The organism is Nocardioides pymetrozini, from assembly GCF_046058985.1.
GTDB lineage: Bacteria > Actinomycetota > Actinomycetes > Propionibacteriales > Nocardioidaceae > Nocardioides.
In genome coordinates this window covers 2630980-2643074 of sequence record NZ_CP175556.1, presented here as the reverse complement: position 1 = coordinate 2643074, position 12095 = coordinate 2630980, and the positions used below count along the sequence as shown (strand labels likewise).

General features: G+C 72.5%; 10 protein-coding genes. 5 read left to right on the top strand and 5 right to left on the bottom strand.

Annotation, left to right across the window (positions count from 1 at the left end; genetic code table 11):
* A complete protein-coding gene (locus ACJ5H2_RS12865; protein ID WP_408895800.1) occupies nucleotides 1-372 on the top strand; it encodes a hypothetical protein in 372 nt (123 codons plus the stop codon).
* A 148-nt stretch (nucleotides 373-520) separates the two neighbouring features.
* Here ACJ5H2_RS12865 and ACJ5H2_RS12860 read toward each other — a convergent pair whose 3' ends face one another.
* From ACJ5H2_RS12860 to ACJ5H2_RS12845, 4 genes are read right to left on the bottom strand one after another with little or no spacing between them, the layout of a single operon-like run.
* Nucleotides 521-1015 carry a beta-class carbonic anhydrase gene (locus ACJ5H2_RS12860; protein WP_408895799.1) on the bottom strand — a complete coding sequence of 165 codons (495 nt, stop codon included), beginning with the start codon at nucleotides 1013-1015 and terminating at the stop codon, nucleotides 521-523.
* Nucleotides 1016-1025: 10 nt separating this feature from the next.
* Nucleotides 1026-2744 (bottom strand): MFS transporter, encoded by a 1719-nt coding sequence (locus ACJ5H2_RS12855; protein ID WP_408895798.1) that lies wholly within the window; start codon nucleotides 2742-2744, stop codon nucleotides 1026-1028.
* Nucleotides 2741-3457, bottom strand: coding sequence for an LppX_LprAFG lipoprotein (locus ACJ5H2_RS12850; protein ID WP_408895797.1), 717 nt, complete (start codon nucleotides 3455-3457; stop codon nucleotides 2741-2743). Before ACJ5H2_RS12850 ends, ACJ5H2_RS12855 begins: the two co-directional genes overlap by 4 nt.
* Nucleotides 3458-3461: 4 nt before the next feature.
* On the bottom strand, nucleotides 3462-5933 hold the full coding sequence (locus ACJ5H2_RS12845; protein WP_408895796.1) for a DNA topoisomerase (ATP-hydrolyzing) subunit A: 2472 nt from the start codon (nucleotides 5931-5933) through the stop codon (nucleotides 3462-3464).
* Nucleotides 5934-6036: 103 nt separating this feature from the next.
* Here ACJ5H2_RS12845 and ACJ5H2_RS12840 point away from each other — a divergent pair, with 103 nt between their 5' ends.
* The 4 genes from ACJ5H2_RS12840 to ACJ5H2_RS12825 are packed head-to-tail and all read left to right on the top strand — an operon-like array spanning nucleotide 6037 to nucleotide 11318.
* The gene (locus ACJ5H2_RS12840) at nucleotides 6037-8760 is read left to right on the top strand and encodes a GNAT family N-acetyltransferase (protein ID WP_408895795.1); all 2724 of its coding nucleotides are present in this window, start codon (nucleotides 6037-6039) and stop codon (nucleotides 8758-8760) included.
* Nucleotides 8761-8802: 42 nt separating this feature from the next.
* The gene (locus tag ACJ5H2_RS12835; protein ID WP_408895794.1) at nucleotides 8803-9372 is read left to right on the top strand and encodes a DUF5998 family protein; all 570 of its coding nucleotides are present in this window, start codon (nucleotides 8803-8805) and stop codon (nucleotides 9370-9372) included.
* Nucleotides 9365-10516 carry an alkaline phosphatase family protein gene (locus ACJ5H2_RS12830; RefSeq protein ID WP_408895793.1) on the top strand — a complete coding sequence of 384 codons (1152 nt, stop codon included), beginning with the start codon at nucleotides 9365-9367 and terminating at the stop codon, nucleotides 10514-10516. Before ACJ5H2_RS12835 ends, ACJ5H2_RS12830 begins: the two co-directional genes overlap by 8 nt.
* Before the next feature lie 34 nt (nucleotides 10517-10550).
* On the top strand, nucleotides 10551-11318 hold the full coding sequence (locus tag ACJ5H2_RS12825) for a hypothetical protein (RefSeq protein WP_408895792.1): 768 nt from the start codon (nucleotides 10551-10553) through the stop codon (nucleotides 11316-11318).
* Here ACJ5H2_RS12825 and ACJ5H2_RS12820 read toward each other — a convergent pair whose 3' ends face one another.
* Nucleotides 11319-11999 carry a thymidine kinase gene (locus ACJ5H2_RS12820; RefSeq protein WP_408895791.1) on the bottom strand — a complete coding sequence of 227 codons (681 nt, stop codon included), beginning with the start codon at nucleotides 11997-11999 and terminating at the stop codon, nucleotides 11319-11321.
* Nucleotides 12000-12095: the final 96 nt, after the last annotated feature.

The following is a 12095-nucleotide window of genomic DNA, read 5'->3' as shown; positions in this document are numbered from 1 at the left end:
ATGAGCGCCGCCGACCGCACCGCCGTCGTCAGGCTGCTCAAGTCCCGCGGCGCCAAGGCCCGCCGCGGTCACCTGCGGATCCCCGTCGGCGACCTGTTCTGGTACGTCGACGTGCTCGCCGACGGCGCTGGCCCGAGTGCGCCGCTGCGGCTCGAGGTCGGCTGCTGGACCGCAGCGCTGCCGCCCGAGCCCGACGGCGGGGCTGTCGACTGCCCGCTGCTGATGGACGTCCCGCTCGGCGGCGACCCGGCCGGCGCCACGGCGGCGCTCCTCGACCGGGTCACCGCGATCGGCGACCTCGCCACGCTGGGCAGCAGGCTCGGCGAGCTGCCCGGGGCGTTGGTCGACCAGCGGCTGCGGGTGCTGCTGTAGGCGGGGTGCGGGGGTTGCGGCGGGGGTCGGATTCACCACGGGATGTAGGTGAACCCGCGCTTCCCATGCGGAGTTCCGCTACAGGAGCGCGCATTCGGCTACATCCCGTGGTGAATCCGCCCTCCTGCGCGCCCCGCCGCCCGAGCGCTCAGACCTCCTGGCTGAGCAGCCCGGTGTCGACGTCGTAGATGAACCCGCCGACCTTGACGGTGTCCGGGATGAGCGGGTGCGAGGTCACCTTGCGGACGTCCTCGGCGAGGGCCGCCTTCTGGTCGGCGATCACGTGGAACGCGTGCCAGGTGACGTCCTGTCCGGTGGCGGCGCCGATCTTCTCGTGGATCTCCGCCTCGCTGTTGGAGGCCATCGCGCAGCGGGTGTGCGGGATGACCAGGATCCGGTCGACGTTGAGCAGGTGGGCACCGAGGACGAGGGCCTCGAGCGCGGCCTCGGTGACGCGGCCACCGGGGTTGCGGAAGATCTTGGCGTCGCCGTAGTCGAGGCCGAGCATCCGCAACGGGTCGATGCGGGAGTCCATGCAGGTCACGATGGCGACGCCCGCGTGGGCCTTGCCGTCGAATCCTCCCTGGTCGAATGTCTCCGCGTAGTCGCGGTTCGCCTTCAGCAGATCGTCGAAGTCACCCATGGCTCCCAGGTTATCCGCCGGCGCGGAGCACCTCCGCGGTGTCCACGTCCCGGGTCGGAGAGCGTGAGAGGAGGGCCACCGCGAGGACGGCCGCCGCCAGGGCGGCGACGGCCGCGCCGCGGAACACGGCCTGCTCCTGGACGATGCCGAGCTCGGTGATGCCGAGGCTTGGGTCGGCCGCCTGGGCGGCGTACAGGCGGCGCAGGCCGATGGTGGTGAGGGCGGAGATGCCGACGAGCATCCCGATCATCCGGGCCACCACGACGAGCGCGCTGGCGAGGCCGTGGGTGTCGTCGTCGGTGGTCGCCAGGATCGCGGCGTTGACCGGCGCCAGCGCCAGCCCGAAGCCGAAGCCGCCGACGACCAGGGGGACGCTCGAGGCGAGGCTCTCGAGGCTGTGGGCGTCCCACCGGCCCATCGCCAGGAAGGACCCGCTGGCGGCGAGCATGCCGACGGCCGTGAGGGCGCCGGCGTTGGCGTGCCGCAGCAGCCAGCCGCCCACGACCGCGCCGACGGGCAGCGCGGCCAGGAAGCGCAGGAGGACGAGCGCCGCGCCCAGCTGCGAGTCCTGCTCGGTCGTGGTGCGCGCGAAGAGAGGGATGTCCACGAGCGCGGCGATCAGGGCCCAGCCGACGAGGAAGCTCACGAGGAGCGCGCCCCAGGCCGGCACCGGCCGCAGCGTCCCGCGCGGCACGATGGGCGCCTCGGCCCGGCGCAGGTGCGCCATCAGCAGTACGACGGCGAGCACCGAGCCGGTCAGGAACCAGGGCCCCTGCGGAGAGAACACCGCGACCTCCGGGTCCGCGGTCGCGAAGGCGAGGACCACGCCGCCGAGCGCCACGGCGAGCAGGCTCGCGCCGAGCAGGTCGGCGGCGAAGAGGTGCCCCAGCCAGCCGCGCAGGTCGACCAGCGCCCGCGGCCGCAGCCAACACCAGGCCACGAGCAGGACGAACGCCACCACCGTGGCGACTCCGACCGGCGTCACCCAGCGACTGCCGCCGTCGACGTACGGGATGAACAGCCGGCCCCAGGTGAGGTCGCGCTGCAGGGCGCCCGGCTGGACGAAGGTGAGCAGGCCGGCGGCCAGGGTCGTGAGGAGCAGGAGGATGCCGACCACGTCGGGGAGGCGGAGTCTTCCTCGCGCCTCGGTCGCCGGGCGGCGGGCCGCGAGGTGGACGGCGGCCGCGAGCAGCGCACCGACGGCCAGGTTGATCGCGAAGATGCCCCGCCAGGAGGTGAACGAGAGGACGAGCGCGCCGAAGAGCGGACCGAGGACACTGCCGAACTCCTGGACCGCCGAGACGATCCCGAGCGGGAGCCCGCGGCGCTCGACGGGGTAGAGCGCTGCGACCAGGGACATCGTCGCGGGGACCAGGCCGCCGCCTCCCACGCCCTGCAGGAAGCGGCCGGCGACCATGCTCGGCAGGTCGTAGGAGACCGCGGTGACCAGCGAGCCGGCGGAGAACAGCACGAGCGACATGGCCAGCACCGGGACCTGGCCGCGCAGGTCGGCGATGCGGCCGATCAGCGGCAGCATCGCGACGTACCCGAGTAGGAAGCCGGACACGATCGGGGCGGCCCGTTGGAGCTCGTCGACCGGGATGCCGGCCCCGGCCATCATGTCGGGGAGCGCGAGGACGACCACGTAGGTGTCGACGGCCGCGAACGCGACGGCGACGGTGCAGAACCCCAGCAGCAGCCGGTCGGCCGCGCTCATCTCACGGCTCACCGCGGCGCCGAGATGTCCTTCTCCACGTCGTACTCGCTGACGTCGATCGTGTAGGTGACCGGCTCGGAGTCGGGGAAGAAGGTGCCGGTCAGCCGCGCGGTGCGCAGGTAGCCGTCGTCGTCGAGACGGTAGGTCGCCTCGAACGCGTCGCCCTCGGCACAGGGCAGGATCGCGCGGATCGAGTCCCCGGTGGCCGTGCCGGCGTAGGTGTGGAAGATCTCCTTGTTGTCCGTGCCGCCGCGCTCGGACTCGCCGGCCTCGACGTCCGTGCTCCCGGTGAGCACGGAGGACACGCCGCTGGCCGGGTCGAGCAGCCGCGCCGGGTCCGGCGCGCACAGCTCCTCCGGCTGGTACTCGTCGGTCCAGCCGAGGACCGGGGCCTCGATCCACAGCGTGCCGTCGACCGACACCACGTCGATCGAGCTCGCCTCGAAGCCGCTCACCCGCCCGTTCACGGTGCCCTCGAACGCCGGCGGGTCGGCGATGATCGTCCCCGTCGCGGCCGAGAGGTAGTCGGTGCCCGGGTCGTCGTCGGTGGAGAGCGAGACCTCGATGCCGCTGGTGCCGTCCAGCAGCTCCTTGGCCTTCGCCCCGGCCTCGGACCAGGGAGTCGCCTGGGACGACCCGCCGTCGTCGCCGGAGCAGGCGGTCAGCCCGACGGAGGTGACGAGAGCGGTGAGCAGGCCGGCGGCGACACGGGTCGAGGTCGTCATGCGCTCACCCTGACACACCGAGGGTCACCACGAGCGGACCCGCCGCGGCCGCCAGCGCCTGGCTCGCCGGCGTACCGGAGCCGTCGCGCCGGCCGGTGGCGTCCGGGAGATCGACCGGCGCGCCGCTCGCCGCGGCGGCCCGGGCGGGAGCGGGGCCGGCCCAGGCGAAGACGAGGGTGTCCTCGCCCTTGAGGAAGCGGTGGCAGCGCACGCCGCCGGTGGCGCGCCCCTTGGCGGGGTACTCCCAGAAGTCGGTCACCTTGACCGAGCCCGGCTCCGTGCCCGGCAGCGCCGTCGACGACCCGGATGACGTCACCAGGACCACGCCGCCGGGGGCGTTGAGGTCGAGCACGCCGAACCACACCACGCGCTCGCCGTCGGCGACCCGGACGCCGGCCATTCCGCCGCCGGACCGGCCCTGGGGGCGCACCGCGTCGGCGGGATAGTGAAGCAGCTGGGCGTCGGAGGTCACGAAGCAGAGCTCCTCCTGGCCGGTGCGCAGCTCGACCGCGCCGACCACCTCGTCGCCCTCCTTGAGGCTGATCACGTCCCACTCGTCGCGGCCGATGACCTCCGGGTTGACCCGCTTCACCACGCCCTGGCGGGTGCCGAGGGCCAGGCCCGGACCCTCGGTGGTGAGCGCGGTCAACGCCAGCGCGCGCTCGCCGACGCCGAGCTCGAGCACCTCGGACAGCGGCAGCCCACCTTGGAGGTTGGGCTCGTTGGCCGACGGCGGGATTGCCGGCAGATCCAGGACGGCGAGGCGGAGGAGCCGGCCGGCCGAGGTGATGACGCCGATGTCGGCGCGGGCCGTGGTGCGCACCGCCGAGACGACGACGTCGTGGTTGGCGCGACCCCCGCCGGTGCCGATCTCGTCGGCGTTGCTGGTCCGGGCCAGCAGGCCGGTCGACGACAGCAGCGCGAAGCACGGGTCGTCGGCGACCTCCAGCGGCGTGGCCGCCGCGACGGCGGTGGTGCCGGCCGACTCGAGCAGGACGGTACGCCGCGGCGTGCCGAACGTCTTGGCGACGTCGGCGAGCTCGGAGGACACGACCTTCTTGAGCAGGGTCTCGTCGCCGAGGATGGCGTCGAGCTCCTCGATCTCGCGGCGCAGCTGGTCCTGCTCCTTCTCCAGCTCGATCCGGGAGAACCGGGTGAGCCGGCGCAGCTGCATCTCGAGGATGTACTCCGCCTGGATCTGGGAGAGCTCGAAGACGGTCATCAGCCGCTCGCGGGCGGCGGCCGAGTCGTCGCTGGTGCGGATCACCTGGATGACCTCGTCGATGTCGAGCAGCGCCAGGAGGAGGCCCTCGACGAGGTGGAGGCGGTCGGCCCTCTTGCCGCGGCGGAACGCCGAACGGCGGCGGACGACCTCGTAGCGGTGCTCGAGGAAGACCTCCAGCATCTCCTTCAGGCCCATCGTGCGGGGCTGGCCGTCGACCAGGGCGACGTTGTTGATGCCGAAGGAGTCCTCGAGCGGGGTCAGCTTGTAGAGCTGCTCGAGGAGCGCCTCGGGGACGAAGCCGTTCTTGACCTCGATGACCAGGCGCAGCCCGTTCTCGCGGTCGGTGAGGTCCTTGATGTCGGCGATGCCCTGCAGCTTCTTGGACTGCACGAGCACCTTGATCCGCTCGACGACCTTCTCGGTGCCGACGCCGTAGGGGAGCTCGGTGACCACGATGCCCTTGCGCCGGCCGATCGTCTCGACCCGGGCCGTCGCGCGCATCTTGAACACGCCGCGACCGGTCAGGTAGGCGTCGCGGATCCCGTCGAGACCCACGATCTTGCCGCCGGTCGGCAGGTCGGGGCCGGGGATGAAGCGCATCAGGCCGTCGATGTCGGTCTTCGGGTGCTGGATCAGGTGGCGCAGCGCCTGGACCACCTCGACCAGGTTGTGCGGCGCCATGTTGGTCGCCATGCCGACGGCGATGCCCGTCGTGCCGTTGACGACCAGGTTGGGGATCGCCGAGGGGAGCACGGTCGGCTCGTACTCGCGGCTGTCGTAGTTGGGCTTGAAGTCGACGGTGTCCTCGTCGATCGACTCGGTCATCGCCAGGGCGGGCGGCGCCATCCGGCACTCGGTGTAGCGCATGGCGGCCGGCGGGTCGTCGGGCGAGCCGAAGTTGCCGTGCCCGTCGATGAAGGGCAGCCGCAGGGACCACGACTGGGCGGTCCGGACCAGTGCGTCGTAGATCGCGCCGTCGCCGTGCGGGTGCAGCCGACCCATGACCTCGCCCACGACGCGCGCGGACTTCACGTGACCCCGGTCGGGCCGCAGGCTCATGTCGTTCATCGTGTAGAGGATCCGCCGCTGCACCGGCTTCAGCCCGTCGCGCGCGTCGGGCAGCGCGCGGGAGTAGATGACGGAGTAGGCGTACTCCAGGAAGGACGACTGCATCTCGTCGCGGATGTCGGTGTCGAGGATGTGCTCCTCGAAGTCCTCCGGAAGGGGGTCCTGCTTGCTGCGCCGTGCCATGGAGGACATTCTTCCGGGTCCCCCCGCCGGAACGGGGGAGGAGGTCCGGTCTGTCCTCCGATCAGAGGGGCGGAGGCTGGGCCCGGACCGATAGATTTCTCCCGTGACGCCCGGCGACCCGACCCCCACCGACGAGATCGAGGCGCCGCCCGCGCACTGGGAGGGCGACGTCCTGCTCCGGGACGGTCGTACGGCGCACATCCGGCCGATCCGTCCCGAGGACGACGAGCTCCTCGTCGAGTTCTACGCGCGGGTCTCCGACGAGTCCAAGTACTACCGCTTCTTCTCGCCGATGCCGGTGCTCTCCGAGCGCGACGTGCGCCGCTTCACCCATGTCGACCACCGCGACCGGGTCGCCCTCGTCCTGATCCTCCAGGAGCGGATGATCGCCGTCGGCCGCTACGACGTCGTGGGGGACAACGAGGCCGAGGTCGCCTTCCTCGTCGAGGACGAGCACCAGGGCCGCGGCATCGCCCAGCTGCTGCTCGAGCATCTCGCCCAGGCCGGCCGCGAGCGCGGTGTCGACCGGTTCACCGCCGAGGTGCTGCCCGACAACTCCCGGATGATCCAGACCTTCCGCGACGCGGGCTACCGGGTGGTCAGCGGCTACCACGACGGGGTCATCACCCTGGAGTTCCCGATCGACCCCACCGACACCGCGATCGGGGTCATGCGCGACCGGGAGCATGCCGCCGAGGCGGCGTCCATCCACCGCTTCTTCCACCCGCGCTCGGTCGCGATCATCGGCGCCAGCCGGCGCCAGGACACGATCGGCCAGGTGCTGGTGCGCAACCTGGTCAACGGCGACTTCACCGGCCGCGTCTACGTCGTGAACCCGAGCGCCCCCGCGGTGTCGGGCATCCCGGCCTACAAGAACGTCAACGAGATCCCCGACGACGTCGACGTCGCGATCGTGGCCGTGCCGGCCGACGCGGTCACCGACGTCGTGCTCGACTGCGCCAACAAGGGCGTGCACGGCCTGATCGTCATCTCCTCGGGCTTCGCCGAGACCGGCGAGGAGGGCCGCAAGCGGCAGCGCCACCTGGCCGGCCTGTGCCGGTCCTACGGCCTGCGCCTGATCGGCCCCAACTGCCTAGGCGTGCTCAACACCGACCCGGTGGTGCAGGTCAACGCCTCACTGTCGTCGGTCATGCCGGCCCGCGGACGTGCCGGGTTCTTCTGCCAGTCCGGCGCCCTCGGCTCGGCGATCCTGGAGAAGGTCAAGAACCGCGGACTCGGCATCTCCACCTTCGTCAGCGCCGGCAACCGCGCCGACGTCTCCGGCAACGACCTCCTGCAGTACTGGGAGGAGGACGACTCCACCGAGGTCGTCATGATGTACCTGGAGTCGATCGGAAACCCGCGCAAGTTCTCCCGGATCGCCCGTCGCGTCTCCGCCCGCAAGCCGATCGTCGCCGTCCGGTCGGGCCGCACGACGCAGGGCGTGCCGATGGGCCACGCCGTCCGCCGCATCGGCGCGCCGCAGGCCGCGGTCGACGCGATGTTCCGGCAGGCCGGCGTGATCCAGGTCGACACCCTCGACGACATGTTCGACGTCGCCCAGCTGCTCGCGCACCAGCCGCTGCCGCGGGGGCGGCGGGTCGCCATCGTGGGCAACTCCGACGCCCTCGGCCTGCTCGCCGCCGACGCCGCCTCCGCCGTGGGACTGGTCGTCAACCGCTCCGTCGCGCTCGGCGCCGACGCCACCGCCGAGGACTTCGAGGACGCCCTCGACGACGCCATCGACGACCCGGACGTCGACTCGGTCATCGCCGTCTACATCCCGCCGCTCGACGTGTCGGGCGAGGAGGTCGCCAACGTCCTCGCGGCCGTGGGCGAGCAGTCGGACAAGCCCCTCGTCTCCTCCTTCCTCGGCGCCGAGGGCATCCCCGAGCTGCTGCGGGTGCCGGACGTGACCGGCTCCTCGGCGGGACGCGGCTCGGTGCCGTCGTACCCCGCGGTGGAGGCGGCGGTGCGGGCTCTCGCCCGGGTCGTCGAGTACGCCGTGTGGCTGCACACCCCGGACGGCCCGGCCGCCGACGCCACCGACGTCGACCCGCGCAGCGCGCGGCGGCTCGTCGAGCGGATCCTCGCCGACCCCGACGTGGCGGGCACGGACCGGGAGGTCGAGCTCGACCAGGACCAGGTGGCCTCGCTGCTGCGCGCCTACGGGATCGAGCTGTGGCCCTCGGAGCCGGTCGCCGACGTCGAGGCCGCCGTCGCCGCCGGCGAGCGGCTCGGCTGGGACGTCGTGCTGAAGTCCACCCTCGCCTCGGTGCGCGAGCGCCCGGACCAGATCCACGTGTGGCGCAACATCCCCAACGCCCACGAGATGAGGGAGGCGTGGGACTACCTCGCCGGCCTCATCGACCCGGCCGTGGGGCGGTTCGTCGTGCAGCGCAACGCCCCGACCGGCGTACCCATCGCGGTGCGCTCCTTCGAGGACCCGCTCTTCGGCCCCGTGGTGTCCTTCGGCATCTCCGGCCCGGTGATCGAGCTGCTCGGGGACTGGGCCTACCGGATCCCGCCGCTGGGCGTGCGGGACGTGGCGGCCATGGTGCGCGAGGTGAAGAGCTCCCCGCTGCTGTTCGGGTACCGGGGCGCCGACCCGGTGGACGTCGCCGCGATCGAGGACCTGATCACCCGCGTCGCCGCCCTCCAGAACGACCTCCCGCAGGTCAGCGCGCTCGAGCTGTCGCTGGTACTCGCCGGGGTCGACTCGGCGTCGGTGCTCACCGCCTCCGTCCGGGTCGCGGCGGTCAAGGACCCGCGCCCCGACTCCCTGGTCCGCCGGATGCCCGACCTGGTCACCACGATTCCCGAGTAGGTGCCGCCCGGGCCGGCTGCGGGGGCGTGCGAGGATGCGCGCATGAGTGACCGGGACCGGACCAGCGAGCTCGCTGCCGCGATCGACCGCACCGGCTACTACCCCGAGGTCGTCGCCGACGCGGTGCGGGGTGCGGTGGCCGGCGAGCCCGTGGTGTCGTTCTACGTCCACCACGAGCCGACCTTCGAGCGCGACGAGGTGCGTCGTCACCAGACGGTGATCGTGCTGACGCCCTCGCGGCTGATCCTGGCCCACACCGACGAGCACGCGGGCGACGACCTGCTGCCCGAGCCGTACACGTCGACCTCGACCGAGGCGGTCAACCTCCGCTCCGTGGCCTCCGTGGTGGTCACCCGGATGACGACGAACCCGACCTCCGGCCCGCGCCCGCCGGCCGAGGCCGTCCTCACCATCGGCTGGGGCGCGGTCAACCGGGTCGACCTCGAGCCGGCCGCCTGCAACGACCCCCAGTGCGAGGCCGACCACGGGTACACCGGCACGCTCTCCTCCGACGACTTCTCGCTGCGGGTGTCGGCCGCCGCCGACGGGACCGACGCCGTCGGCGGGCTCCTGTCCTTCGCGGCGTCGCTGTCGTCGCTGACGCGTGGCTGACGTGCTCAGCGACCGGGGCGCCGCCTTCTGCGAGCCGGCGTACGGCGTGCGCTCGCTCGGCGACGTCGTCCCGGCCGTCGCGCACGCCCTCGGCAGCCCGCTGGGCCCGGCCCCGTCCGGCCTGGTCCTGCCCGCCGCGTCGTCGTACGTCGTCTTCCTGATCGACGGCCTCGGCGCGCGGCTGCTGGAGCGCTACGCCCACACGGCGCCGTACCTCTCCTCGCTGTTGGAGACCTCCCCGCCCGCGACGGCGAGCGTCCCGTCGACCACCTCGACCTCGCTGACGTCCCTCGGCACCGGCCTGATGCCGGGCACGCACGGCCTGGTCGGCTTCACGACGCGGATCCCGGGCACGAGTGAGCTGCTCAACGCCCTGCTCTGGGACGGCGACGTCGACCCGCTGGAGTGGCAGCCGCACCCGACGGCCTTCGGGTCGCTGCAGGCCGCTGGGGTGCGGGTGACCGTCGTCAACAAGCGGGAGTTCCAGGGCAGCGGCCTGACGGTCGCGGCCCACCGGGGCGCGGACTACGTCGGCGTGGATCGGGTGGGTGAGCGGATCGCCGCGGTGGTCGCGGCCTCCGCGCCGGCCGCCCGGCAGCCGGCGCTGACCTACGTCTACGACGGCGACCTCGACTGGACCGGCCACCGGTGGGGCGTCGCGTCCAGCCAGTGGCTCCAGCAGCTGGCCATGATCGACCACGAGGCCGAGCAGCTCCGCGAGGCGCTGCCCGCCGACCGGCGGCTCGTCGTCATCGCCGACCACGGCATGGTCGACGTGCCCTCGGAGTCGCGCATCGACGTGTCCGAGGACGACGACCTCCGCTCCGGGGTCGCGCTGCTGGGCGGCGAGGCGCGCTTCCGCCATCTCTACTGCACCGGCGGCGCGGTGCCCGACGTCCTCGCCGCGTGGCGCGAGCGGCTGGGGGCGCGAGCCGACGTGATGACCCGGGCCGAGGCGATCGGCCGCGGCTGGTTCGGCCCGGTCGACCCCGCCGTGCTGCCGCGCATCGGCGACGTCGTCGTGGCCTGTCGCGGCGACTTCGCCGTCCTCTCGACGGAGGTCTTCCCCTACGAGTCGCGGCTGATCGGCATGCACGGCTCGCTCACCGCGGACGAGATGCTGATCCCGGTGCTCGTCGACTGAGCCGACCGTCCGCGCTGGGCGTATCCTCCCGGCCATGAAGCTCTCTCGGGCCCTCGCGGTGCTCTGCGCCGCCGCACTCGCTCCGCTCGCCCTGGTCGTGCCGAGCGCGCAGGCTGACCTGCGCTACGCCGGTGAGATCACCGACGCCGACCCGCTGGTCGCCGACCACCTGCCCGACCCGGCGGATCGGTGCGACCCGGTGAACGGCACGTACGCCGCCCGCCGGACCGACACGGTGAGCTTCGTGTCCACCACGGACGGCCCGCGGCGGATCCTCGTGCGGACGGCGTCGAGTCTCATCCTGTGGGTCTACGTCAACGGCACCTGCGTCGGTGGCGACCGCTACCCGGACGACCTCGCCGAGGACGCCGCGGGCGTGATCGACCTCGACGGCGTCCCGATCGCCCGTGGAGCGACGGTGCAGGTCAGGATCGCCAGCAACACGGTGCCGGCACCGTGGACCCTCGAGATCCTCCAGCCCGGCACGGCCAACGCAGCCGCCTCCGGCAGGGCGACGCGCTATGTCGTCCTCCCCGAGCAGGTCACGTGCGCCAACGCCACCGCGCGGGCCACCTTCACGAAGAAGGCGCGCAAGGCCGCGAGGAAGGGCGCCATCAGCACCGTGATCTTCAAGGCCGGTGGCGCCAAGGTCGCCAAGGTCAAGACGCGCAAGGTGCGCAAGGCCGTCAGGAAGGGCGTCCTGCTCGAGCGGATCCCCGCCGGCGCCACCTCGATCGACGTCGTCGTCAAGCTGAAGAGCGGCAAGAAGCGCAAGGCGAGCAGGCCCTACAGCGCCTGCTGATCAGAGGAACGGCAGCGGCTCGGGGGAGAGGCTCACGGCCCTCGCCCGGGCCGCTGTCATGCCACGGCGGTGGTGCTGGCGGCAGAGGACCTCGTAGGCGACGTCCGCCTCGTCGACCTCCGGCTCGTCCGGCTCGGGCGGGTGCTCGGCGGGGTCGACGTCCCCGACGACGATCACCTCGCCCTCGGTGACCATCACCCCGTTCTCGGTGCGGGCGTTGTGGGTGGCGCGCTTGCCGCACCAGCACAGCGCCTCGACCTGGAGCACCTCGGTGCGGTCGGCGAGCTCGACCAGGCGGGCCGAGCCGGGGAAGAGCCGGGTGCGGAAGTCGGTGAGGATGCCGAAGCAGAAGACGTCGATCTGGAGCTCGTCGACGATCTTGGCGAGCTGGTCGATCTGCTCGGCGGTGTAGAACTGCGCCTCGTCGCAGATGAGATAGTCGATCCGCGCGCCGCGGGTGAGCTCGTCCACGACGAAGCGCCAGAAGTCGAGCTCCGGCTGGACCTCGTGGGCGTCGGCGACCAGGCCGAGCCGGGAGGAGACCATCGCGGCGCCCGCACGGTCGTGCGAGGTGAACAGGCGGCCGATCCGACCGCGGGCCGCGTGGTTGTGGTTGGTCTGCAGTGCGAGGGTCGACTTGCCGGCGTCCATCGTCCCCGTTCGGAAGATCAGCTCGGCCACCGACGCATCCTCTCACCCCTGCTGGGTGACCTCGCGGTGACACCTGGGGAAAGATCTCGCGATTCCCCTGCGGGACCGGGCCTTCCGGCGAACACT